Source organism: Chryseobacterium phosphatilyticum (assembly GCF_002899825.2).
In the GTDB taxonomy this organism is placed as follows: domain Bacteria; phylum Bacteroidota; class Bacteroidia; order Flavobacteriales; family Weeksellaceae; genus Chryseobacterium; species Chryseobacterium phosphatilyticum.
In genome coordinates this window covers 1,062,664-1,087,456 of sequence record NZ_PPED02000002.1, presented here as the reverse complement: position 1 = coordinate 1,087,456, position 24,793 = coordinate 1,062,664, and the positions used below count along the sequence as shown (strand labels likewise).

Annotated in this window: 21 protein-coding genes and 2 pseudogenes; 20 read left to right on the top strand and 3 right to left on the bottom strand. The window is 35.6% G+C overall.

Translation table 11 applies throughout. The features are described from left to right. The 17 genes and pseudogenes from C1631_RS12040 to C1631_RS11960 form a co-directional block, all read left to right on the top strand. Window positions 1-143: T9SS type A sorting domain-containing protein (locus C1631_RS12040; protein ID WP_123966667.1), on the top strand; the 143-nt coding region annotated here is incomplete at its 5' end. Window positions 144-149: 6 nt separating this feature from the next. Continuing rightward, complete coding sequence (locus tag C1631_RS12035) at window positions 150-3,359, top strand: hypothetical protein (protein WP_109712321.1); 3,210 nt, start codon at window positions 150-152, stop codon at window positions 3,357-3,359. A gap of 7 nt (window positions 3,360-3,366) precedes the next feature. Beyond that, window positions 3,367-6,876, top strand: coding sequence for a DUF6443 domain-containing protein (locus tag C1631_RS12030; protein WP_109712319.1), 3,510 nt, complete (start codon window positions 3,367-3,369; stop codon window positions 6,874-6,876). Further along, complete coding sequence (locus C1631_RS12025) at window positions 6,873-7,313, top strand: hypothetical protein (protein ID WP_103247752.1); 441 nt, start codon at window positions 6,873-6,875, stop codon at window positions 7,311-7,313. The genes C1631_RS12030 and C1631_RS12025 overlap by 4 nt, the downstream gene beginning before the upstream one ends. 3 nt (window positions 7,314-7,316) lie before the next feature. After that, window positions 7,317-7,496: pseudogene (locus C1631_RS25105) on the top strand (RHS repeat-associated core domain-containing protein); the annotation flags it as partial. 655 nt (window positions 7,497-8,151) lie between these two features. Further along, the gene (locus C1631_RS12015; protein ID WP_103247754.1) at window positions 8,152-8,727 is read left to right on the top strand and encodes a hypothetical protein; all 576 of its coding nucleotides are present in this window, start codon (window positions 8,152-8,154) and stop codon (window positions 8,725-8,727) included. Between the two features lie 103 nt (window positions 8,728-8,830). After that, a complete protein-coding gene (locus C1631_RS12010; protein WP_109712315.1) occupies window positions 8,831-9,073 on the top strand; it encodes a hypothetical protein in 243 nt (80 codons plus the stop codon). Beyond that, window positions 9,063-9,482: a hypothetical protein gene (locus C1631_RS12005; RefSeq protein ID WP_109712313.1), complete on the top strand. Its 420-nt coding sequence runs from the start codon at window positions 9,063-9,065 to the stop codon at window positions 9,480-9,482. Before C1631_RS12010 ends, C1631_RS12005 begins: the two co-directional genes overlap by 11 nt. Window positions 9,483-9,545: 63 nt before the next feature. Beyond that, window positions 9,546-10,097 (top strand): REP-associated tyrosine transposase, encoded by a 552-nt coding sequence (locus C1631_RS12000; protein ID WP_109712311.1) that lies wholly within the window; start codon window positions 9,546-9,548, stop codon window positions 10,095-10,097. A gap of 11 nt (window positions 10,098-10,108) precedes the next feature. Continuing rightward, window positions 10,109-10,678 (top strand): hypothetical protein, encoded by a 570-nt coding sequence (locus C1631_RS11995; protein WP_103249878.1) that lies wholly within the window; start codon window positions 10,109-10,111, stop codon window positions 10,676-10,678. 5 nt (window positions 10,679-10,683) lie between these two features. Further along, a complete protein-coding gene (locus C1631_RS11990; RefSeq protein WP_103249879.1) occupies window positions 10,684-11,058 on the top strand; it encodes a hypothetical protein in 375 nt (124 codons plus the stop codon). A gap of 58 nt (window positions 11,059-11,116) precedes the next feature. After that, window positions 11,117-11,473: pseudogene (locus C1631_RS24275) on the top strand (RHS repeat-associated core domain-containing protein); the annotation flags it as partial. Between the two features lie 130 nt (window positions 11,474-11,603). Further along, window positions 11,604-11,879, top strand: coding sequence for a hypothetical protein (locus C1631_RS24270; protein ID WP_185144664.1), 276 nt, complete (start codon window positions 11,604-11,606; stop codon window positions 11,877-11,879). Between the two features lie 245 nt (window positions 11,880-12,124). Further along, on the top strand, window positions 12,125-12,571 hold the full coding sequence (locus tag C1631_RS11980; protein ID WP_109712309.1) for an HAD domain-containing protein: 447 nt from the start codon (window positions 12,125-12,127) through the stop codon (window positions 12,569-12,571). Between the two features lie 299 nt (window positions 12,572-12,870). Then, window positions 12,871-13,737 (top strand): AraC family transcriptional regulator, encoded by an 867-nt coding sequence (locus tag C1631_RS11970; RefSeq protein WP_103248945.1) that lies wholly within the window; start codon window positions 12,871-12,873, stop codon window positions 13,735-13,737. Between the two features lie 71 nt (window positions 13,738-13,808). Beyond that, window positions 13,809-14,867, top strand: coding sequence for a hypothetical protein (locus C1631_RS11965; RefSeq protein ID WP_109712307.1), 1,059 nt, complete (start codon window positions 13,809-13,811; stop codon window positions 14,865-14,867). Between the two features lie 39 nt (window positions 14,868-14,906). Beyond that, window positions 14,907-15,104, top strand: a complete 198-nt coding sequence (locus tag C1631_RS11960; RefSeq protein WP_103248943.1) for a hypothetical protein — start codon at window positions 14,907-14,909, stop codon at window positions 15,102-15,104. A gap of 103 nt (window positions 15,105-15,207) precedes the next feature. On the opposite strand, the gene C1631_RS11955 is transcribed toward C1631_RS11960, so the two are convergent. Further along, the gene (locus tag C1631_RS11955; protein WP_103248942.1) at window positions 15,208-15,597 is read right to left on the bottom strand and encodes an orotate phosphoribosyltransferase; all 390 of its coding nucleotides are present in this window, start codon (window positions 15,595-15,597) and stop codon (window positions 15,208-15,210) included. 36 nt (window positions 15,598-15,633) lie between these two features. On the opposite strand from C1631_RS11955, the gene C1631_RS11950 reads away from it, so the two are divergent. Beyond that, entirely contained in the window at window positions 15,634-16,242 is a 609-nt protein-coding gene (locus C1631_RS11950) for an NUDIX hydrolase (RefSeq protein WP_109712305.1), read from the top strand. A 168-nt stretch (window positions 16,243-16,410) separates the two neighbouring features. Here C1631_RS11950 and C1631_RS11945 read toward each other — a convergent pair whose 3' ends face one another. Together C1631_RS11945 and gldJ are read right to left on the bottom strand one after the other, a co-directional pair. Continuing rightward, on the bottom strand, window positions 16,411-17,682 hold the full coding sequence (locus tag C1631_RS11945; RefSeq protein WP_109712303.1) for a UDP-N-acetylmuramoyl-tripeptide--D-alanyl-D-alanine ligase: 1,272 nt from the start codon (window positions 17,680-17,682) through the stop codon (window positions 16,411-16,413). A 150-nt stretch (window positions 17,683-17,832) separates the two neighbouring features. Beyond that, complete coding sequence (gldJ, locus tag C1631_RS11940) at window positions 17,833-19,434, bottom strand: gliding motility lipoprotein GldJ (RefSeq protein ID WP_109712301.1); 1,602 nt, start codon at window positions 19,432-19,434, stop codon at window positions 17,833-17,835. Between the two features lie 165 nt (window positions 19,435-19,599). Here gldJ and porU point away from each other — a divergent pair, with 165 nt between their 5' ends. Further along, window positions 19,600-23,496 carry a type IX secretion system sortase PorU gene (gene porU / locus C1631_RS11935; protein ID WP_109712299.1) on the top strand — a complete coding sequence of 1,299 codons (3,897 nt, stop codon included), beginning with the start codon at window positions 19,600-19,602 and terminating at the stop codon, window positions 23,494-23,496. Window positions 23,497-23,555: 59 nt separating this feature from the next. Continuing rightward, window positions 23,556-24,719, top strand: a complete 1,164-nt coding sequence (gene porV / locus C1631_RS11930) for a type IX secretion system outer membrane channel protein PorV (RefSeq protein WP_103248363.1) — start codon at window positions 23,556-23,558, stop codon at window positions 24,717-24,719. The last annotated feature ends 74 nt before the right edge of the window (window positions 24,720-24,793 follow it).

Here is a 24,793-nt window from a genome sequence, read left to right as displayed (position 1 = left end):
TGAGTGGAAGACAGCTTCAGAATCTTAAAACGAAGAATAAAGTGACTAAAATAAATACTCAGGCACTGGTGCAGGGAGCTTACCTGGTTACGATAAAAACGGATACCAACAAAACAGCCAATGCTAAACTTATAAAAAAATAAACACCGATGAAAAAAACGTTAACAGGAGCGGGAATTGTACTTTCTGCCTTATTCTATGGGCAAAATGCTCCTCAGGATTATGCCACCGATACCAATAATGCGGGAAAACATATTCCCAAAATATCACCTACCAGTCCGGAATCCTTTAAATTCAGTCAGTACGGAAATATTCCTATCGGCATGTTTACCGGAGCCCCTAACATCAATATTCCCATTACAGAACTTTCGGTAGATGGAACAAGCATTCCAATTTCATTAAATTATGCTTCCAACGGGATTAATGTTGATGAAATGAACGGCTCTGTAGGACTGGGCTGGACTTTTATTTCAGGGGGAGTGATCACCAGAACTATACGGGACAGACCTGATGAAGAGAGCAGTTTTAACAGTGGGGATGTTCCACTAACTGAAAACTTTGCTACACAACTGAATGCGTACCTGACATTTTGTGAAAATGATGACTTTGATTCTGAACCAGACCTATATAGTGCCAATTTTGGAGGCTATAATGTAAAATTTCTGATTAATAAGGCTGGTAAAATTGTCATGATTGACCAGAAAGATTACGTCATTACAAGAAATAATAATGGAAATTCCTTTTCAATTACTCTTGATAATGGGGTGAAGTATAATTTCAACGATCTGGAACATATTCAAAACAGGACACTTAATACCGGAAGCCACCAGCCGCCACAACAATATATACAATCATGGTATCTGACCTCCGTTGTTACTACCAGTGGTCAGACGCTTACTTTGGAGTATCAGGATGTGAGTTATACCAACATTCTTTCACAATCTCAAACGATGGCTTATACCAAAGACGTACAATATAAGTATGGAGGTTTAGAAATCGATCCTTTGCTCGGTATTCCTTACTGTCCTGTTAATCCGTATACAATATTTCCGGATTTAGGTCTTATTGCGGATTCAGAGCAATATGTAGCGGGTAAACAGCTCAAAAAAATAGTTGATTCCAATAATAACTCGATTGTTTTTTCCTATTCAGCTCAAAATGGAGATTATTCAAAATTGACCAGTATCAAAAAATATCATAATGATATTGTTATAGATGATTATAGCTTTAATTATACCACGACTGGTGCTTCAAGACTGTTCTTAAATGAGATACGAAATAATAAAACCAGTTCATCACACAAATTCACTTATTATAGCCCTGAAATTCTACCCTCTAGATTAAGTTTTTCCAGAGATGTATGGGGATATTATAATGCATCATTCAATACCAATCTTGTCCCGCAGTTATTTGTAAGCACTGATCCTACGGCTCCTCAATACAATGGAGCTAATCAGGCTGTAAGCCAAACTAAAGGTTATTATGGATTATTAAAAATGATCACTTATCCAACGGGAGGCAATACTTTATTTAACTATGAAAATCACAAAAGGAAGGAAAATGTTTTGATTCGTGCAGTAAAAACCAATGTTCAAATCAATACATTCACTCCTCAAAATAATTATTCTACGACTAAAGAACTGATTGTGACTCCAAATAAAACGGGGCCTGTTGAGATTAATCTTTCCAACTATCTGTATCCCTATGGAAATTGTCAGGGTAGTCCGGATTTAGAAACTGACAAGCAAGAAGCACATCTTGAAGTACGTGATCAAGCAGGTAATCTTATCGCAAATTTGGATTCAAGCTTAAACAATAGCAGTCAGATTATTGTAAATGGGGTAAAAAATCAACCATTGAAATTTACCTTAACAGCGATGTTTTTTTGTTGTAATGCCTATGCACAAATCTATTACTATGATGAGGATGATCGCTATGAACTACAAGATGTACTAAAAGGTGGTTATAGAATTTCCTCTACCGTTGATACTCCTAATGATGGACTTCCTATCACCAGAAAATATAATTATATCAGAGATAATGGGGAATATTCTATTCATGTTACCAGAGACCCTGTATTTGTTGAAGACAGGTCGGTAGGATCGCTCTGTTACGGTTCTTTAAATTCGCAGCCTGCCATGTCTACCTATACAGCTATTACTTCATCCAATATAGGCAGGTTATTTTCTTTTAATCCAAATATTTTTTATGATACGGTGGAAGAACAAATTGAAGGAAAAGGAAAAACCATCCATCATTTCAGTTCCGAGACAGACTACCCGGGTAATCCTATTAAAGGAGGTTCCATTATTTCAGCTCCCTGGACGAACTCAGGCTGGAAGAATGGGAAAGAGCTATTAACCGTTTATAAAGACAATGCAGGAACCACTGTAAAGACTGTCGAAACTCAGTATGCCGAAGATCCCACCAGAACCTCTTATCTGGGAGGCATCAGCAGACGTAAAATTTATGAACCTATTGCCAATAATGGCACCTGGACTGGGGATTATCCCAATATGGATGTTGTGTACTATAAGAACATCAGCCGATTTACTTATTTAGAATCTCAGAAAACGACAGATTATTTTAACGGAACTCCTGTTGAAACCAAAACCGAGTATTTTTATAACAATCCTTCCCATACTCAATTAAAGAAGCAAAAAAATATCTTACCTGACGGAAGTTTTAGTGAGACAGAATATAGCTATGCCCACGAGAAAAACAATCAACTGATGATCAGTAAAAATATGGTTGCTATTCCATTGGAGTCAAATGTACAACAAACGATGGGCAGCAGTACCAAAATACTTTCCCGAACAGAAACTATTTATCCTACAGCTCTCCCTCATTCAGTGAGTGGAAATCTGGTACTTCCTGTTTCAGTGGTATCATATGATCTTCAAAACCCAACAGCTTCTACCCCTGAAGTTAATTATGACAAATATGATGATCAGGGAAACATTCTGCAATACACAGCCAAGGATGGCACCCCTGTAAGTATTGTATGGGGATACCATAAAACAAAACCTATTGCAAAAATTGTCGGAGCTTCCTATAGTCAGGTGGAAAATCTGATTGCCAATATTGTAGCCAAATCCAATGAAGATGATGCCGATCCATCTAAAGAAGCAGAGCTTTTACTGGCCTTTGAGAATTTCAAACCAACAGGAATGGTCACTTCATATACCTATGATCCTTTGGTGGGAGTAACTTCCATCACTCCACCTTCCGGTATCCGGGAGATATATGTATACGATAATACCAATCAATTAAAAGAAATCAAAACACGGGAAAGAGACAACACAGGGAATTACGTTATTAAGGTTATCAAAGAATTCAAATATAACTATAAGCAATAAACACAATATGAAAAAACTCATTATACCCATAGGATTTCTGGTGATATCCGGGACTGTAAAAGCCCAGCTTAGCCCGATTCCTAATAACGAAAACTATATACAAAGTAAAACCTATCTTGATTATAATGGGACTGCTTCATCCAAGTCATCCGAAATCGTTCAGTATTTTGACGGATTGGGAAGACCCAAACAGGTAGTCAATGTAAAAGGTTCTCCTCTTGGAAAAGATGTGGTTACCCATATAGAATATGATGGCTTTGGAAGGCAGGTCAGAGAATACCTTCCTGTTCCCCAGCAAGGAACGCTGAACGGCGGTATTGTTCCCTTGTCTCTCGCAAATGCTGCCCAACCCGGTATTTATGGACAGGAGAAAATTTTTTCAGAGAAAATCTTTGAAAACTCACCCCTTAATCGTATTCAGCAACAGTTTCAGGTAGGTAATGACTGGAGTACCAAGCCTATCAGATTTGATTATGAAGCTGTTACCGTAGCTGATGGAGTAAGGAAGTTTATTACTACAACCAGTTGGGTAAACGGTGCCACTCAATCTGTACTGGCTGAAGACTGGCTCTACAGAGACAAAGAATTGTACAAGAATACCATTACCGATGAAGATGGTAACAAAACCATAGAATTTAAAAATGGTAAAGGACAGACTGTGGTCATCAGAAAAATTGTAAATGGTGAAAATGCAGATACCCACTATGTTTATAACGAATACGACCAGCTTGCCTTTGTACTCCCTCCCCTGGCCAGCATAAGAGGTGATATTGTTGCCAATACCACAAAACACGATGAATTGTGCTATCAGTATCGCTATGATGGAAAAAATCGTCTGGTAGAGAAGAAGCTTCCCGGGAAAGGCTGGGAGTATATGGTCTATGATAAAGCTGACCGCTTAATTCTTACTCAGGATGCCAACTTACGCAATCAGGGACAATGGGTATTCACCAAATATGATCAGTTTGGACGTATTGCCTATACCGGAATCCTTCCCGGATCAACCCGTACAGCTATGCAAAACCAGATCGGAAATCAGGTCATTACCGAAACCCAGACCAGTACAGGTTTTTCAAAAAGTGGGATCATTGCATACTATACCAATACATTCCTTAGTAATCTGACCAATCTCCTTAGTATTAATTATTATGATACCTATCCAAGAGACACCAGGAAGTTTCCTCCAACCAAAATCCTTGATCAATTTGTGATCAATTTTGATGCAGCTTCTAACGGTGGTATCTCAACACAGGGCTTACCAACGGCATCTTATGTGAAAAATACCGAAGATGATAAGTGGACGATGAACTATATGTATTATGATACTAAAGGTAGAATGGTAGGAACTTATTCTTTTAATCACTTTGGAGGTTATACCCAGACAGAATCAAAACTGGATTTTGCAGGACTTGTTCAAAATTCAGAAATAAAACATCTGAGAAAATCCGATGAAGCCGAGGTTACCATAAAGGAACGGTTTGAATATGATACTCAAAACAGACTATTAAAACATTATCATCAGGTTGACTCATGGCCGGAGCAATTATTGGCAGAGAATACCTATAACGAATTATCACAGCTTAAAAATAAAAAAGTAGGAAATAATCTGCAAAACATTGATTATGCCTACAATATCAGAGGCTGGCTTAGTGATATTAATAAAGATCAGATGTCTGTTCCTGATTTGGGTGGAAAATTATTTTCCTATACAATAAAATATACTCAGAAAAATGGAATTGATAATCCTGATCCTGTCTTGTTTGCCGGAAAAAATGTACAGGCAAAATACAATGGTAATATCGCAGAAGTAGACTGGAGGACAATGGAATCTATCGGAGCAAATCCTCCTCTGGAACCTAAAAGATATGGATATGCTTATGATGGCCTCAACCGATTAACGGCAGGATATTACCAAAATCCAAACAATCCCGCAAGTAAGGAAAACATAGAATCATTAAGCTATGATCTCAATGGCAATATTATCAGCCTTTACAGAACCGGTATTACCGACAATAGTACTACCCCAACGGTAATTGATAATTTGATCTATACCTATACAGGTAATCAGGCTATCCGAATCAAAGACGACAGTAACAATAAGACAGGATATGAAGGAGTGGCAGGTCTTCCTATTGAATACGATCTGAATGGGAATATGAAAAATATGATGGATAAGGAGATTACAGAAATCAGCTATAATTACCTGAACCTTCCCAATGCCGTACATATCGGCTTTGATCCAATAACTACCGATATAAAAACGAACTATCGCGCTGACGGACTTAAACTAAGGAAAGAAAATACACGGACTTCCACAGGGGTTGCCGGTGCAACCTGGACAAAAGAAATTACCGATTATCTTGATGGATTTCAATATCTGAACAGAACATCATCAGGAGGCAATGCAGATATGTTCTCTTCTGTTTTGCAGGAGACACGGCTTGCACTGGAGCAACAGGCATTTAGTCTCAATGATAAAGTAGTAACTCCGGATCCGGGTACTGGTCCCGGAGGAATTATCAGAAACCCACACCATCCTGAACTTCAGTTTTTTCCAACATCAGAAGGATTTTATGATTATCAGAAAAAAATGTATATTTATCAGTATAAAGATCATTTGGGAAATGTAAGAATAAGCTATGGCAGAAGTAATACTACCGGGCTCCTTGAGATCACTGATGTGAATGACTACTACCCTTTTGGGATGAATCATTTAAAATCAGGGAATGCATATTTTGGAGCTGGGACTTATAAGAACTATAAGTACCAAGGACAAGAGTTACAGGAGACAGGTTTTTATTCGTTTAAGTGGAGAAATTACATGCCTGATGTGGGAAGATTTTTTAATATTGATCCTTTGGCAGAAAAATACACTCATAATAGTACTTATGCGTTTTCTGAAAATCGAGTTATTGATGCTAGAGAATTAGAAGGATTAGAAGCTGAGTTAATTAATAAATCTACAAGGAATACCCCTGTATCTAATGATATATCTGGATTTAATTTAAATACCCCAGCAAAAGTTGAATTAAGAACAAATGTTACACAAGGCTCTTTTACCAATGAACAAGTTCAACAAAAATTTTCAACTGTAGAAAAGAACTTTAGAAAAGAAGGGCTTGATCTTAAAATTATTCAAGATAGTAATGCTACTTATAATATTGATATGACTTTTTCAGGACGATCTGAAGTGATACAAAATAATGATGGTACTACTACTCGTGGAACTGTACTTGGAGACGCACCACTTGGCAACCCTATCACCGCTACTGTAAATGTAAAAAATGGAAATACGGATACAATCACACACGAAATTGCTCATACCTTTGGTGCAGAACATATCTGGGAGCCAAGCTCAGGGGTGGAAAATACTCCTGCCAATATTAACAATAGGATGAATACCTATGAAAACCCAACGCCTTCAATGAAAGGATTTGGTACAGAATTTAATACAAATCAAATACAGAAAATGGAAGAAACGATTAAAGCTAACTCATTTAGATTACCTAAAAAATGAAAACAACAATTTTTTTAATAATGGTTTTACTGATTAACAATAGTTGCTCAGCACAAAATAATATTGATTTTTATTATCAAAACAAAACGCAAGCAACAAAAACGGATAGTATAGGATACAAATTTTATTTGGAAAATACTTCAAAAGAATTTCTTAAAAAAGATAACGAAGTCTTATTGTTTTTTAATAATGCTGCTTTTATTGACGACATAATCACTATTAATGGTAAAAAATATAATTTTGATAACTACACCTGTGGATATAGAGAAATTAAAATTTCTAAAGGAAATAGAAAGATAAAGATTATGTCTAAGAAAAAAGAAAAGATGGAGTTTAATTTAAAAAAAGGAATTGATTATATTATTATTAATGGAAACTTTGATAATAAATGGAGTGTAACATTTTCAGAATATTTTCCTATAATGGAATGCTTATAGAACTATAAGTACAATGGAAAGGAATTGCAAGAGACTGGTATGTATGATTATGGGGCAAGGATGTATATGCCGGATATTGCAAGGTGGGGTGTTGTAGATCCGCTGGCGGAAACTTCCAGAAGATGGTCTACATATGCTTATGCTTTTAATAACCCCATTAGATTTATTGATCCAGATGGTAGACAAGGTACTGATATATATGAGTTGAATAAAAAAGGAGAATTAATTTGGAAAGCACAATCTGAAAGAGATGTTATTTATGCTTCCAAAAATTTTGATAAGAATGGTAATCTTAGCGCTAGTAATGATGGAGGTGTAGATGTGGGTGAAAAAGGTTATATAGAAAAAAACTCTCAGGAAAAAAAATTAAGTTCGCCAATGACAGATAATGAAGGTAATAGTAGTGACAAACTATCTACATTAAGTTTTTATAATAATGAGTCAAAAGCATCAGAAGTTGCCGAATATTTTTACAATAATACGAATGTAGAAACAGCAAATTCTACTTATAAATCATCTACTTCGGGTAATAATTTTTCTGTAATATCAACTTATCATTTACCCAGTACTTCTCCACTTGATCCTAAAGGAACGGGATATATGTCTAATTTTTCAGTAGGAGGTGATAACTTTTTTCAAAGTAATTTAAAAGCACAAGATCATAATCACCCTCCTAATTATCAATTATCTCCAAGTGGATTTGATTATGGGGCAAAAGGATTTAAAGTAAACACTTTTGATTGTGGTTTAGGTAAAAAATGTGATATAAACGTAGCAAGAACCCATGAGAATATTAAACTTAGGGTATACTCAACTTTTTTAAAAAAATATATTAAATATGATGGCTCAAATGCAAATATTGAATAGAATGATCTTTTTATGTGCTATAGCATTTGCAACTTTAAGTTGTTCTGCACAAAAATTTAATGTGAATCACATTGTTGATACTTACATTGACTATTATTCTCCGAGAAATAAGATTTTCACTCCTACTAAAACATTTCTGCAATTAGGAATCGATAATGAAGAAGGAAATCTTAAAGAAAAAAATATTCATATAAATAATAATTGCTTTGATTGTATGGGGAAAATCAGCGATCAAAATTCAATAATTGAATACAGAGGCTATAAAGTCGTTATCTATTCAGATAATGATGAGAATAAAAATATTTTGTTATCAAATTTTAAAAATACTAAGAAGACGAGCGCCTTTTTTCTAAATAAGCTTGATAATAATATTATTAATGATGTTGGAAGTTGGACGTTTAATTATAATGAAAATGCAAAAATATCTTTTTTTTGCAATAGTAACCCCATGAAAAATATGAAAGAGGATATGAGAGAGATTAAACAAAAGCTAGGTATCCAGAATGTCAGAGATTGTGTGTCAGCTCTACTAAATGATATTAATTGAAACATAAAACCACCGCATTTTGCAGTGGTTTTCTTGTTCTATTTTGTATTACGAAATAGAACAAGAAAAATAAATCTTTCCAGTTGATCCACAAGCATTAGGAATGACAAACTTTTCATCTTATGAGGGAGTTTTTACACTAACAAAACAAGATCATAATCACCCAGGAAACAGTCTTCCAAGTGGATATTTTCCTTGGGGAAATGTTGGCAAAAATAGAGATGCTTATGAAGGAACATATGATTATGATAACACAATTAATCCAATATATAAAGATACTATTTTTAGAGTTTATAGAAATGGTTTTTACACAACATACGATAAAAATGGAGCATATGAAAAATAAATTATTACTAATTCTGATTCTGATATCCCAGTTAGCTTGGTCGCAAATTCCATGCATATCAAAAAATTATAAAATTAATAATTTTATTGATGCATTTATTTATACAAATAATGATGAAAATTTTACACCAACTTTATCATCAATTTATGTATCAAGTTTATATTACGAGAATCAAGGATATATGATTACCATTACTAGGGAAAATAATAGTGATATTAATATAAATCCTAAAGCTAAAAATTTAACCTTCTTTAAGTATAAAAAATTTAATTTACTATTAAAGGGTAATACTCCTGAAGATCTTAACTTTTTAAATAAAGCCATTATAAATAAATCTATTTCAAATAACTCTGACTTAAAATTTACCCCCCCCGCTGGCGCGAGCATCTTGCTCGTGTCCAACATATAAAATAAACCTTCGCTATTGCGAAGGTTTTGTTTTCAACCACAATTCTTTTTCTTATTTTAGAACATGAGCAGAAAATATAAATTTCATGAGAAGGATGGAGCTTACTTTATAAGCTTTGCTACAGTGTTCTGGATTGATGTTTTTACCAGAATAGAATATTTTGATATTGTAATTAATGCTCTGGATTATTGCAGGAAGAATAAAGGCATGTCTATATTTGGATATTGCATTATGCCCAGTCATATTCATTTACTCTTCCGTTCAGAGAAAGGAGAACCATCCGAACTGATAAGAGATTTTAAAGGTTTTACTTCAAGAACATTGTTAAAATCAATTGAAGAAAATTCTCGGGAGAGCAGGCGAGAATGGTTGCTTTGGATGTTTGAGAAAGCAGGCAAAAACAATTCTAATGTAAAAAGATATCAGTTTTGGCAACAGCATAATAAACCAATAGAAGTCTGGTCTTTAAAAGTATTTGAACAGAAGTTGAATTATATTCATCAAAATCCTGTTGAAAATGGTTTTGTTGTAAATCCATGGGAGTGGAAATATAGTAGTGCCAGAAATTATTGTGATGACTATCAGGAAGTATTAGAAATAGATGCCAATGTATAGACAGAAGGCTAATGAGCACGAGCTGGAAGCTCGCGCCAGCAGGGGATTCTGCATCAGCAATGAGTGTTGCTGCTTTTGGTACTCCTGATAACGGTTCATATATAAGAGAAACTCCTGCATCCAATTCACCGGAAGCAGCAATGGGAAATCCATCGGGACAGTTAGCTGTTGCGGGTCTATATGGATTGCAAGGAGCAGCAGCAGAAATTGGATTTTCTAAGGCATTAGGAGCAGTAGCAAAAGTTGCAACTACTTCAGATGGGTTTTTATTTGGAAGTATTAATATGAAAGCTCCTTTTGATATTCCTGCTCAAAGATTTGGGCAAATGTATATTGGAAAGAGTGATTTTTGGGGTGTAAGAGTTGGAACTAGCGAATTTGCAAATAGAACAGTAGTGGCAATAAAACAAGAGTGGAATCCTTTAACACAATATACTTCAGGTATAGTCCCTAAAGGAACTCCAATTAAAATAGGAATAGTTGGACCTCAAGGTGGAGGATTCTATACAGGGGGATCTATTCAATTTTTGACAGAGTCTAAAAGTGTAGTAAATCAAGCAACTAGAATGATATCAAGATAAGATCAATGAAATTAGAAAACCCATTAAGCTTTAACGTTAATATAAAACTCCCAAACGGAAAAGAAGTTTTGTATTTAAACACATATGAAATTTGCCAAGGATGCCCTGAGGTTGGGAAGCTGTCCATTGATGGAAACATTTTAAAAAAAGAAGTGTTTGGTGGTCCGTTACTATATAACAATGGATTTATTTATATCCCTTGTTTTAAAAGAAGATGGTTTAACTCAGGATTTTATTTAGCTAAAATAAATACTTCTACTTTAGAGATTATTTTAATATCAGATATGTATCAGATAATAGACTTGATAAAAATAGAAAATTTCACCATTTATTTTTATGATAATTTAGAACAAAAAGAGATTCGAGAAGTTTCTTTTTAGTAATAATAAAGGCTCCTCAGCTGCCGCACGAATCCTTTCGCGTGGCCTTTTTATTATTGACAATGCAAAAAATAAGTATATTTACCACTATACATATCATTTAGGAAATGTACGTTTAAGTTATATGAACAACGGATCCGGAGTAGAGATCATTGAGGAAAGTAATTACTATCCTTTTGGGTTAAAGCATGAAGGATATAAGATCCTGACCGGAAATGCTGCGTATCAGTACAAGTACAACGGCAAAGAACTGCAAGAGACAGGTATGTATGATTATGGGGCAAGTATGTATATGCCGGATATTGCAAGGTGGGGTGTTGTCGATCCGCTGGCGGAAACCTCTCGAAGATGGAATCCTTATACCTATGTTTATAATAATCCTTTACGATTTATAGATCCCGATGGAAGGCAAGGACTGTATTTTGTAAGTTTTGCAGTAGTGGGTTGGCTTGATGTATTTATCAGAAATGAATATAAAGAGCTTTTGTTAGAAAGTATAAGATTTTGCCAAAAACAAAAGATTTAGAAATCATGTTTAGTGTATTATGTCCAGTCATGTACATTTGGTTTTTAGAGGTATAAACAAGCAGAAACCAGATTTATTGATTGGAGATTTGAAAAGATTTACAAGTAATTCAATTATAAGGGCTATTAAAGAAAATCTTAAGGAAAGTAAAAAAGAAATTTTATCAGATTACTTTTTAAAAGAAGGTACAAAAAGCTCAAATGTTAACAAATACCAGTTTGGGTGGCATGATACTAAACCTGTTAAGTTATGGACTAATAAGGTTATCAGTCAGAAAATTAACTATATTCATTAAAATCCGGTTGAAGCAGGTTTATTTTTTTGTGCAGAAGATTATAAATATAGCAGTGCAGTTGATTATTCTGATGAAAAAGGGCTTTCGGATGACAGTATAGTTTTTAGAATATTTGATTTATAGCTTGTTAGACACACGAAAGGAGTCGTACGGTAGCGTGGAGCGGTTTATAATGAAACCACAATTTGGCCAGGCGGATTTAATCCTGAAGATTTTGGATGCATTTTACTTTAATAAATTTCGTTATGAGACTTTTTTTAGATATTGACGGTGTAATGGTTCATGCTAATCCATATAAAAAAGTGGACATGGGAGAAGATGGGTTTTATAAATTTAATGCAAATGCTATTGACGTTATAAACTCAATTGATGATTTAGAAATAATTTTATCAACTTCACATAGATTTAGATTTGATATTCAAGAATGGAAAAATATTTTTCAGAGGAGGAATATTAAATTTAAAGAAATATCTATTATGAATTTAAAATTGGATTCCAAATTTTCAAGAAGAGAGGAAATAGAAAAATGGATAAATGATAATAAAATTGATCCTGATGATTTGATTATAATAGATGATGATAAGTCATTAAATGGGTTACCAGATAACTTAAAAAGAAGATTAATTTTAACAGATCCTTATATAGGTTTGAATAACGCTGCTCTCCAAAATTTGCAACTTCGGAACAGATAACAAAAAAACTCTTCAGCTGCCGCACGAATCCTTTCGTGTGGTATTTTCTTAATAATTACTTTCCATAAGATAGCTCATTTTATATCTTTACTTAAAAACATATTATGATGAGTAGAAATTATAAATTTCATAATCCAGAAGGGCTATATTTTGTAAGTTTTGCAGTAGTGGGTTGGCTTGATGTATTTATCAGAAATGAATAATAAGCATTAACAAAAAACACTTTCCCTACTGATGCATTTCATTATAAGAATAAACAAAAATTTGTATTTTTAGCTTATTCCTGAAAAGAAAAAGAAATGGCATCAGACACAAAAATTAAAACGTATCATTTTCTCCCCAATAAGTACGGTCTGGAACTGCTTTTGGATATCGGGCGCATCGAAACATTGAATCATTTTGTATTAGACGATACCCTACATCAGCTTAGCTTTTACGAAATTCTTTTCATTGAAGAGGGAGCCGGAACTTTTACGTTAGACGAAAATAAGGTATTGATAACCCCACGAACCATTATTTTCACAAGTCCCGGACAAGTTCGTCGCTGGGAAATTAAAGAAAAGGTAAAAGGATATATCTTATTTTTTGAAAAAGACTTTCTTCATCTTTTTTTCTCGGATGAATTATTTCTCTATCGGTTTCAATATTTCCATCAATATACAAGCCCTCCCGAAATGAATATTTCAGAAACCTCATTTGAAAAGTGCAGGGAGCTTTTATATGGCATAGAACAGGAATTCGGGCACCTTCAGAATGACAGCAGTCATTTGATCAGGTCACTTCTCTATCAATTATTAGTTATTCTCAATCGATACTATGCAGGTATTTATCATGTTCAGAGAGACACCTACGTTCATCCGGATTTTTATAGATTCCGGTCTTTACTGGAAAAACAATTTATGAAGGACCGGAGTGTTGAAGCCTATTCGAAAATACTTAACATCAGTGCAGGATTTCTTAATAAAATTTGCAGACAATATAGCGGACAATCAGCCCAGCAAATGATTCATTACAAATTGATTTCAGAAATTAAAAAACAGCTCCATCAAAACAAATCTGCAAAAGAAATTTCTTATGAGCTGGGCTTTTCGGATCCCTCAAATTTCAACCGCTTTTTTAAAAATATTACAGGCAATACCCCTCAACAATACCGAAAGAACATATAATGATCATTTTAAAGATAAAATGACCTTTTTATAAGGTCAACCTATTCCTAATTTTACAAAAAAAAAGGAATATGATAAAATATACATTGAGTTTTGTCCTGTTTATGATGGCTGTACTTTCGGTAGACGCAGAACAATTATACGTCAATCCCCGGACGGGCAACGATGTCAATACCGGAACAAAGTCACAGCCGTTAAAGACCATCATAGAAGCATCAAAACGTGTCAACCTCAACAAAGAGCCGGAAGCAACTACGATCATCCTTTCGGAAGGAATACATCTTCTCACCCAAACCGTTATATTTAATAATGACAAGTATACCCTCGCCAATCGCCTTGTCATTTGTGCAGAAGTGATGCCTGACGATTCAGACTGGACTCCGCAAAAAATGCCGGTAGTAGTAACAGCTTCTCCGCTTGAAGCGGGTGTAGGCGGACAGGAAGCCAAAGGGATACAACCGGAGGTTAGTCATGTGACGATAGAAGGCCTTCGCTTTACCGGCAGCCCGGATTACTCTTATATTGATGGTACCAATCTACGCCGTTCCTATCCCATATGGCGGGATGGTAAAAGCCTTGACGATCTGTTGATATCCCAATGTCTTTTTGCCGGAAATGTTGATGTATTGCCACTCCATGTAGGAGTTATTGCCAATGGTTATGGATTGGTTATTGATCATTGTGTTTTCTACAACTGTAAAATTCCTGTTGTTTTCTGGAAAAATGACGGAGGAACAGGTAGCCGTAGTGCCATGCGCCATTCACTGGTTTATGGTGGGTATTTCTGTGGCGTCTGGACTACACAAGGTACCAATGGGAACGAATTCGACTTCCATCACAATATCATTGCCGGCACCAGCACAATATGGATCAGAGAAAAAGGAAGTAAACGCCGGTACAAAGCTTCTGATTGCATTTTTACCGATTATTCTAAACTGGCAGGATATGGAAGTGGACCGTTAAGCGACAGTGATGCGACCTCAACCGATTTTCTGGAAATGAAAAATGTACAAACTACAGGAACCATCACCATTGAAAAAGATCAAAGTAAGCGTAATTACCTGCAATTAGCAGAAGGTTCAGCAGGTTCAAACCTGATGGCAGGGCTTTTTAAAAAGAAGCGCCAGTAACAATAAAAGATCATCCGTGAATAACAAAACATTTGAGAAATGGAAAAAACAGAATTTCAGATAATCATCCATCTACTGTTTTTAATTGTAATGGCAGGCAGTTCAGTGTCAAGTTGTAAAAACAGTACAAAGAAACCCTCCCCCGCTACAAAGACTTTAAAACAGGCACAATACCTTATTCCTGTTCATAATAATAAAATAAACGAAATGAAATTGGAATTGATTGGGGGATATTGAAATCTAACTTATCATCTTATTTACCCTTCCAGTATTTTGTTTATCAGAAAAATAAATGATAGGGTATAAATAAAAAAACCTTCAAAACTGAAGGTCTTTTTTATTATTTATAAGCTTCGATCTTATCGGTCAAAGTATTGATAAAATTCTGTAACGGTTTTTCTACCATCATTTTGATAAATGGATTGAATTTCCCTTCGAATAACATCTGTACTTCAGTCTGGTTTTCGCTGATAGGGTTCAGAGTTGCCGTTAATGAAAAATCTAAACTTGAACTTGCTGATTTCAAAACAGCTTTCTGATCATTTACCTCATCAATTTTCAAAGCAATTTCAGGCATTCCCTGTAGTCCGAACTTAAAACCGTTGTCTCTGGTTTCAAATTTCTGAAGACCGTCCGGCATAAAATCCTTATAATTTTCAGGGGTCTTCAACAACTCCGATAACTCTTTAGATGATTTATTGACAATTATTTTTCGTCCTTCTAAATTCATTTTTTATTTTTGTATTTAAATTCTTAACTATTACAAATGTATAAAGTTTTTGTCAACGAAAAAAAATTATTGATATCTAAGCATGCCGAAGAACTCGAAAAAAAGCTTAGTTATGAAAATTACACCACTTTAGAGATCGCATTGGATCTTTTGGAGAATACTTCTGTGCAGGAACTGAATGTTTTTGGTGAGAATATTGATGAAATCTGGAGTGAATTTCAGAAACTTTTCAGAATCATAGAGGCAGCAGGTGGAATTGTCAATAATCCTGAAGGAAAAACACTTTTCATCAGAAGATTAGGCAAATGGGATCTTCCCAAAGGCAAAATGGAAAAAGGAGAATCCAGAGAAGAATCTGCTGTACGTGAAATTGAAGAAGAAACCGGACTGAAAGATGTTGAACTGATACGATTCATCAACACCACTTATCATATTTATGTGGAAAGAAATGGTGAAAAAATCTTGAAATGCACGCATTGGTTTGAAATGAATTTCGACGGAGAAGATACCTCAAAACCTCAGATAGAGGAAGGAATCACTGAAGTAGCCTGGAAAAATACTTCACAGATAGAAACTGAAGTTTTTCCAAGTACTTTCAAAAATATTAAACTCATTGTAAAAGAGTTCTGGAATTCAAAGAAATAAATTATTTGGACCGGAAGCCGGAAGAATGGACCTGGAAGTACTGCCAAACGGTTTACTTCCGGTGATCAGCTAACGATCGAACCATTCATAAAAGAGAAATCATTTATATTCTGCTTTTCAGCAACTCCCCTCTTCCGGCCTTCTGTCTTCCTTCTAAAAGATATAAGACTAAATAAAATCTATTATTTTTTCTAAAGCAACCCCTCTTGATCCTTTTAACAATATGTTTTCTGAGGAAATTTGATGCTCCTTCAGATATTCGGTGAGTTCCGCTGTATTTTCAAAAGCAAGGTTGGATGGGTTTATTGCTTTAAAATGTTTACCTACTGTAATGATTTCATCAAAAGAAAGTTCCTGGGCCAGTTTTAAGATATACTGATGCTCTTTCTCGCTCTCAGCACCTAATTCCAGCATATCACCGATAATAATCGTTTTACGCCCCTCAAAAGTGATAAAATTATTCAATGACGCTGTCATAGAACTTGGATTGGCATTATACGTATCCAGCACCATTGTTCTGTTATTTTTTTTCACCACCTGAGAGCGCATGTTTGTAGGAGTATACTGTTCAACAGCATGTTTTATTCTGTCGAAACCGATTCCGAAATGAAGCCCAAGACATCCAGCCGCACAAAGGTTAGTAAAATTATACTCGCCTGTTAATTTTGAGACTGCTTTTACTCCTTCATATACCATTCCTACAAAATGTTCTTCAGAAAAAGATTCAAAATTATAATCAGAATTTTCTTTTCCAAAACCAATTTTTGAAGAATAACCTTCTGTTTTCTCAACCTGAATGGGATCATTTTCATTAACAACAATTGTTCTGTTGTTATGGATAAGATAATCGTACAATTCTGACTTTCCTTTAATCACTCCTTCAAAGCCACCAAATCCTTCCAGATGTGCTTTTCCGAAATTGGTAATATATCCAAAATCAGGTTTTGAAATTGTACACAAAAATTCTATTTCCTTCTGGTGATTGGCCCCCATTTCTATAACAGCCATCTCATGTTCAGGTTTAATAGAAAGAATAGTCAGGGGAACTCCGATATGATTATTCAGATTTCCCGATGTATACTGAACATTGAACTTTTCTGAAAGTACAGCATGGATCAATTCTTTTGTTGTTGTTTTTCCATTGCTTCCGGTAAGACCGATTACAGGTATTGAAAGTTGATTCCTATGATATATCGCCAGCTGCTGCAAAAACTCTAGTGTTGATGGCACATAGAAAATATTTTTATCTCTGTTTTCAAATTCTGTCTGTTCTACAATGACAGCCAAAGCACCATCATGGATGGCTTTTTCTGCTAAAGTTGCTGCATTAAAGTTTTCGCCGGAAAAGGCAAAAAAGATATCGTCCTTAGCTATTTTTCTGCTATCAATTGTTACTTTATCAGCCTTTAAAAATAGAGGATAAAACTGTTCTATATTCATGTGGAAAATATATATTTTTTTAAGAGGTCACATGCAATCGCCAAATCTATATGAGTATTTCAGACTTTTTAACCAAAGCAATTTCATGATCCAAAAATAAAAAAACCTTCCGGAATTCCGAAAGGTTTTTTATAAGTATTTTGATAAATATTATCTTCTTGTTCTATTCTTATCGTTCGTTCTTGCATCCTGAGCAACACGGAAACCAATCCAGCCATATGCTTTTCCTTGGTTTTTATATCTTCTTTGTCCCGGATCCAACCAATATGCTGTATCCTGCCAAGAACCTCCTTTTACTACTCTGATGTCGTTAGACATTGCTGAAGTTCTGTCCTTGGAATCTTTCTGCATTTTTACTCTACCTGTACCATCAACGATAAATCTTTGTCTAGGTGAATTGTACATATCGAAAGATGAAGCAGAATCTGAAGCTCTGTAATACTCTAAAGAAGATTGTCTGTCACCGTCTCTATAGTTTCTGTAGTCAGCAATGGTTTCTCTTTCAAATTGTCCCGGAAGACCTCTATACACTAATCTACCATCAGCTAAAGTATCATATTTGATAGTACCTTCGTCGATCATTTTGTAAGTTCCGTCACCATTTTTCACTACTGCCTGAGGCATATTTCCTCTGTAGTAGTTGAAGTCATTGAAATCTTCATCAATGATAGGTCTGTACACGTCGGCAGTCCATTCAGCAACGTTACCGTACATACCATAGATTCCTAAATCATTGGACGGATATTGTCTAACATCAGAAGTTTGTGCAGACCCGTCATTTTTCCATCCTGCAATACCAGAATAATCCCCTTTACCCATTTTGAAGTTTTCAAGGAACATTCCTCTGGTTTTTCCTTTGGTACCTCTTAATCTTTCAATTTCTGGTTTTTTACCTAAGTATTGGTTATATTCTCTGTTTTTTGCCATTCCCAAAGCTGCGTATTCCCATTCAACTTCAGTAGGAAGTCTGAATTTTTGTACCATTGCAGAATTAGGAGCTCTGTTTGCAGACAATAGTCTTTGGTTGGTCGTTTTCATACCACTCTTTTGCTGCATTCTTTTTTCATTAATATATCCCTGCATTTCCGGATCATTCGATTTGAATTTATCCATGTTGAATGCAGTTCCTCCCTGGTTATTGGATTCGTTGATATATAAATCTTTAGCGATAACCCCTGCCTGCATCAAAGCTTTTTCATTAGCTCTGTCAGTCAGCCATTCGCAGTATCTGTTGGCTTGAGTCCATGAAACCCCTACTACCGGATAGTAGTCGAATTCCGGAGAACGCAAGTAGGTCTCATTATAATCGTTTCTAGCTAATTTATTATCCCATAATAAGGTATCCGGTAAAGCACCGTTATAGATCTCCTTAAAACTTGGGTCACTTGGTGGGAATACATACTTCAACCATGTAAGGTATTCGCGGTATTCGTAGTTAGTAATTTCAGTTTCTCCGATAAAGAATGAACTCACCTGCATTCTTCGCGGTGTGTTATTCCAATCATGCATAACATCATCTTTCACTAATCCCATTGTAAAAGTTCCACCTTCTACATATACCATCCCCGGCCAACCTTTCTGCTTCTGTTGCTTTCCTGCAAAAAACCAACCCTGTTTTTCGTTTGGTTTCCAACCTGTTTTACTGACAAATTTTTTGGTACCGCCACCTTTGCTGGTTCCTGATCCGCCACAACTGGTTAATGCAAGTGTAGAACTTAATGCTATTAATGAAAACAACTTTAGTTTTTTCATAGTCGATATAAATATTTTCAAGAGTACAAAGAAAAAATAAATTATTCAATAAATCAAATAAAGATTTGATTTTTTTGAAAAACGTTAACAATTTAATTTTATTGTATCACAATTTAATTCTAAAATTTTCATTTATTTTGTAATTTAGCAATTTCAATAATAAACATGAGACGAAAAATCACGCTTTTATCCCTAATCGCTTTAACCTCAACATTATATGCCCAAAGAAACACCATAGAATGGAATGGTTCTAAAATTCAGGATTTTGGTGAAATAAAATTAAATCTTCCCAATTTCAAAAATGAAGGCTTTTCTTTCAGCCAAAATAATGTTTTTATAGCAACAAAACAAAAAATAGGTGAAAAGCAATTAAAGATTTCTGACCTGGTTTGGGAAAGCGTTTCCAATCAGGATTTATTTGAATTGAATAGAAACAGTCTTCCTGATTATGATATTGCTGATGTTTCCTATTATACATTAGAAGGTGACAGATATGCCAATATCAATGTCGCATTATTTAAAAATGTAAAAGGACGTATACTCAGACTATCTTCTTTTAATGTTTCCGAATCTTCAGCCTCATTAAATACCGCTGGTGGAGTCAATAAAATAGGAACTCAGGGAAACCCTCTGACTAGCGGCAATTTTTACAAAATAAAAGTTGATAAATCCGGGATCTTTAAAATCACCACTCAGTTTTTAAGAGATAATGGAATCAACCCATCTTCCGTAAATCCAAGAAATTTCAGAATCTATGGTAACGGAGGGATAATGCTTCCGGAATTCAATCAGGATCCGAGATTTGATGCCCTACAGGAAAACGCAATCCAGGTAGTTGGAGAAGATGACGGAATCTGGAATGATAATGATTATGCCCTCTTCTATGCTCAGGGACCCAACGGATTTAATCTTTATGACAATGGTAACGGTAACGGGTTCAAAAGAAGAGATACAAGAACGGACAGAAGCAACGGAGTAAAGAATATCTACGAAGATTTTTCCTATTACTATATTAATTTTGACAAAGGCGCCGGAAAAAGAGTTCAGCCCATTGACGGAACCCTTCCTGCCCAAATGATCACAAGATATGATAATTACCAGGTCATCAATAACGACCAGAAAAATCTCTTGAAAGTAGGACGAATCTGGGTTGAAGACACTCCTTTTATTAATGAAAAAACGGTGACTTTCACTACCAATTCCGCCATACAAGCTAATGATGTGATACGATTCAGAACGCAGGTAGTGGCTTACAAATCCCAACAGAACTCAATGGGGATTACAGTGAACAATCTGGCTCCTTTTAATCAAACCGTATTACAGGACAGTGGAACCTATGAATATAATTTTGTTCCCTTAAACCATAACGGAACCCTCACTAATTTAACAGGGAATCAGATTACATTTAAATATAATCCTGATATTTCTAAAAATCCTAACGGAACCTTTTACTTCGATTACGCTGAAGTACAGTATAAGGAAAATCTTGCCTTCAATGGCTCTCAGATGAATTTCAGAGATTTCTCCATTGCAAGTGGAAGTAATTCAGATTATGGATTCAGCATTTCTAATGCTTCTGCAATAGAGCAAGTATGGGATGTAACAGACATTACCAATGCCAACAAAAGAGTCAATAAATCCGGCGGAGGCTTTTTTAATTTTGCGTATACCGCTTCTGATCCGAATTTTAATAACGAATTTGTGGCCTTCCGTGCTGATGCTGCATTCAGCCCTCAATTTGTGGGAAGAATAGGAAATCAGAATCTGTCAGCATTACAAAATGTAGACTATCTGATCCTTACCGTTCCTGAAATGATGGGACAGGCACAAAGGCTTGCTAATTATCACCAGACAAAAAATAACTATAAGGTAGAAATTGTAGACGTTAACAGAGTTTATGAAGAATTCGGAAGTGGAAGTAAGGATCTTACTGCAATAAGAGATTTTGTAACCCGGCTCAACACTCCTACAGGAAGACTTAAATATGTATTCATTCTGGGAGATGCATCATACGATTATAAAAACAGGGTCCCTAATAATACCAATGTTGTTGCCAGCTATCAAGGTGAGCATTCATCAGATTATGTAGCGTCTTTTGTTACTGATGATTATATAGTGATGACTCAGCCCCAAACAGCAAGTATCATTGAAACGAACCTGCCTGATTTGCCTGTAGGAAGAATTCCTGCAGCCAATATAACTGAAGCAGGCATTATGATGGATAAAACACTGGCCTATTACAATTCATTGCCAGGACAATCCAGTCCCTTCGGAGAATGGCGTATGAGACTTGATTTCGTAGTTGATGATGACAGAGAAGGCGGAGGCCCTTTCCATGATGTAATGAATAAAACTCTGGCGAATGTATTCGAGCAACCGGGACAACAGGAGCTTAAAGAATATAATGTCAAAAAATTATATCTCGACGCCTTCCCTGCCCAAAGTACATCAGGAGGACAAAGGTATCCTCAGGTTAATCAGGCTATTTCCAACGCAATCGGGAACAGCTTGTACCTGTTCTATTTTGGACACGGAGGTATTAATGGTTGGGCACAGGAAAGAGTCTTAACCAGTACCGAAATTCAAAACTCTAATAACTTTTCCAATGTATATAGCAGATTTCCATTCGTATCGACTATCACCTGTGAATTTACATTATGGGATGAACCGGATACCAATTCTGCAGGTGAGCAATTCATCAAACTAAAACGAGGAGGTGCCGCAGCAATGATTACATCAAGCAGAGCTATTGGGGTAGACTATGGGCGTGATTTTACCAATACCTTCACTCAGAATATTTTTAAATTAACCAATGATGACTTTAATACGTTGGGATATTCTCATTTATTGGCAAAAAAACAAAAAGGAGCCAATAGTAACCATTTGAAGGTAAATCTATTAGGTGATCCTGCTATGAAACTTAGCAGACCACAAAGGCTTTTGGTTATTGATAACATTGAAACTCCTGTACCGGGATTGATCAGAGGATTGGATTTTGTTAAAATCAAAGGTCATATTAATAATCCTAACGGTACCCTGAACAGCTCTTTCAATGGAAAAGTTGCCATCAATATTTTTGATAAGAGGTTAAACAAAAAAACATTGAATAATGATGGGGTCCTTACCCCTGTATTAGACTACACAGAAGAAGGCAGCGCCATTGTAAAGGCAGCAGGAACTGCAGTAAACGGAGTATTTACAGCAGAATTTTACGTTCCTAAAGATATTAATTATGCTGTTGGAGAAGGAAGAATATTAGGATATGCCGACAATAAATCAACAGATGTTTTCAACAATCAGGCTGTACAGGTGGGAGATATCAATCCTAACGGAGTCAATGACAACCAACCTCCGAAAGTAAAATTGTATATGAACAATACTAATTTTGCAGATGGTGGGATTACGAATCAGAATCCAACGCTATTAGCCTGTCTTACAGATGATACCGGAATTAATTCCACAGGATCTGGAGTAGGCCACGATATCACTACTTATCTGGATGGTCAGATTATCAATACCGTTGTTTTAAATGATTTTTATGCTCCGGGAGAGGGTAACGGCTGTTTAAATCCTAGTCTTGCCGATTATCAAAAAGGAAATGTAACCTATCCTTTCAGAAATTTAGCAATCGGACAACACCAATTGACATTTAAAGTTTGGGACATAAACAATAATTCGTCAACTGCTACGTTAAATTTTGAAGTTAAGGATGAAGCCGACCAACGTCTGACGATCAATCGCCCGTTAAACTGGCCAAATCCATTCACCAACAAAACCTACATCCAGTTTGAGCATAACTGTGATGATATTTTGGATGTGAATGTACAGATTTATACAATCACCGGAAGATTGGTAAAAACATTATCGCAACCGGTAGTTGCAGAACCGTTCCTGCAGGGCTTTAGAACCCCGCGACAGGCTATAGAATGGGATGGAAGAGATGATTTTGGTGCTACAGTTGCAAAAGGTACATATATTTTTAAGATATTTGCAAAAAGTCAAAATCAAGAAAAATGCAAAGGAAGTGCTACAGCTGTAGAAAAAATGGTACTTTTGAAATAATTTAACAATACATAGATAATAAAATTAATAAAAAACTGATAATATATAAAAGACAACATATGAATTTAACTACTAAACTGCTTTTAGGATTTGGTTTAAGTGCTGGTTTTCTAGGCTATTCGCAAGATTTAGGTAGAGTAAATCCAGTTCTTACCGGAGCTCCTTTCCTAAGAATTGCACCGGATGCAAGATCAGGTGGTATGGGAGATCAAGGGGTGGTAACCTCTCCGGATGCATTTTCACAATTCTGGAATGCGGCTAAATATCCTTTTAGCAGAACAAGTTCTTCCATAGGTCTCAACTATACACCGTATATGGGAAAACTTACCAATGATGTATTCCTATTATATGGAGCATTCCATAAATTCCTTGGGCAGGACGAGAGATCTACGATCTCTGCAAGTATCTATTACTTCAACATGGGGCAGGTAGACCTTACTCAGTTGGTAGGTACTGAAGTTGCTTCAATGGGGACATCAAAACCAAATGAATTTTCTATTGATGTGGCGTACGGGTTGAAACTTTCTGATTCTTACTCAATGGCGGTAACCGGTAGATTTATTCGTTCGGACTTAGCCGGTGGATTCAATACAGATACTACTCTTAAGGCTGCTAATTCCTTTGCAGTAGATGTTTCAGGATATTATACTTCACCAAGATTCTCAAGTTTCGGAGGATATGACGGTAAAGTAAACGCAGGTTTTGCCATTCAAAATCTGGGTCCTAAACTGGATTATACAGGAAATGAAGAATCCAGATCTTACCTTCCTACTATGGCAAGATTAGGGGTTGGATATGATATGTATCTGGATGATATGAACAGAGTGGGAATTTCAATAGAAGGTTCCAAGCTTTTGGTTCCGGGATCAGAATACGTAGGAATCAATCCAAATACAAGACAACCGGACTATGCTATTCCTAATGTAGGACCAATGGCGGGTATCGGAAAATCTTTCAAAAATAAAAATAGTATCATGTACAGTGGTGCTGTGGAATATTCATATGACGATGCATTCTCTGTAAGAGGAGGTTACTTCAATGAAAGTGCAGAACAAGGAGCAAGACAATTTGCTACAGCAGGTATCGGATTAAAATATCGTTCTTTCGGGTTGGATCTTTCTTACCTGATCAACATGTCTAAAATCAACAGTGCTTTAGATAATACTCTTCGTTTTGGTCTTACGTGGAACATCGGAGATGAAACATCAAATAATGATCGTTAGTAATAACATCAATCTCATAAAAGCCTCAACATTTGTATGAGGCTTTTTTATTGCAATCCATTAATGTATACCTG

Bases quoted from the DNA above. Each gene is read 5' to 3' on its own strand.
- C1631_RS12035 (WP_109712321.1), top strand. From the start codon at position 150: ATGAAAAAAACGTTAACAGGAGCGGGAATTGTACTTTCTGCCTTATTC.
- C1631_RS12030 (WP_109712319.1), top strand. From the start codon at position 3,367: ATGAAAAAACTCATTATACCCATAGGATTTCTGGTGATATCCGGGACT.
- C1631_RS12025 (WP_103247752.1), top strand. From the start codon at position 6,873: ATGAAAACAACAATTTTTTTAATAATGGTTTTACTGATTAACAATAGT.
- C1631_RS12015 (WP_103247754.1), top strand. From the start codon at position 8,152: ATGATGGCTCAAATGCAAATATTGAATAGAATGATCTTTTTATGTGCT.
- C1631_RS12010 (WP_109712315.1), top strand. From the start codon at position 8,831: ATGACAAACTTTTCATCTTATGAGGGAGTTTTTACACTAACAAAACAA.
- C1631_RS12005 (WP_109712313.1), top strand. From the start codon at position 9,063: ATGAAAAATAAATTATTACTAATTCTGATTCTGATATCCCAGTTAGCT.
- C1631_RS12000 (WP_109712311.1), top strand. From the start codon at position 9,546: ATGAGCAGAAAATATAAATTTCATGAGAAGGATGGAGCTTACTTTATA.
- C1631_RS11995 (WP_103249878.1), top strand. From the start codon at position 10,109: ATGAGCACGAGCTGGAAGCTCGCGCCAGCAGGGGATTCTGCATCAGCA.
- C1631_RS11990 (WP_103249879.1), top strand. From the start codon at position 10,684: ATGAAATTAGAAAACCCATTAAGCTTTAACGTTAATATAAAACTCCCA.
- C1631_RS24270 (WP_185144664.1), top strand. From the start codon at position 11,604: ATGTCCAGTCATGTACATTTGGTTTTTAGAGGTATAAACAAGCAGAAA.
- C1631_RS11980 (WP_109712309.1), top strand. From the start codon at position 12,125: ATGAGACTTTTTTTAGATATTGACGGTGTAATGGTTCATGCTAATCCA.
- C1631_RS11970 (WP_103248945.1), top strand. From the start codon at position 12,871: ATGGCATCAGACACAAAAATTAAAACGTATCATTTTCTCCCCAATAAG.
- C1631_RS11965 (WP_109712307.1), top strand. From the start codon at position 13,809: ATGATAAAATATACATTGAGTTTTGTCCTGTTTATGATGGCTGTACTT.
- C1631_RS11960 (WP_103248943.1), top strand. From the start codon at position 14,907: ATGGAAAAAACAGAATTTCAGATAATCATCCATCTACTGTTTTTAATT.
- C1631_RS11955 (WP_103248942.1), bottom strand. From the start codon at position 15,597: ATGAATTTAGAAGGACGAAAAATAATTGTCAATAAATCATCTAAAGAG.
- C1631_RS11950 (WP_109712305.1), top strand. From the start codon at position 15,634: ATGTATAAAGTTTTTGTCAACGAAAAAAAATTATTGATATCTAAGCAT.
- C1631_RS11945 (WP_109712303.1), bottom strand. From the start codon at position 17,682: ATGAATATAGAACAGTTTTATCCTCTATTTTTAAAGGCTGATAAAGTA.
- gldJ (WP_109712301.1), bottom strand. From the start codon at position 19,434: ATGAAAAAACTAAAGTTGTTTTCATTAATAGCATTAAGTTCTACACTT.
- porU (WP_109712299.1), top strand. From the start codon at position 19,600: ATGAGACGAAAAATCACGCTTTTATCCCTAATCGCTTTAACCTCAACA.
- porV (WP_103248363.1), top strand. From the start codon at position 23,556: ATGAATTTAACTACTAAACTGCTTTTAGGATTTGGTTTAAGTGCTGGT.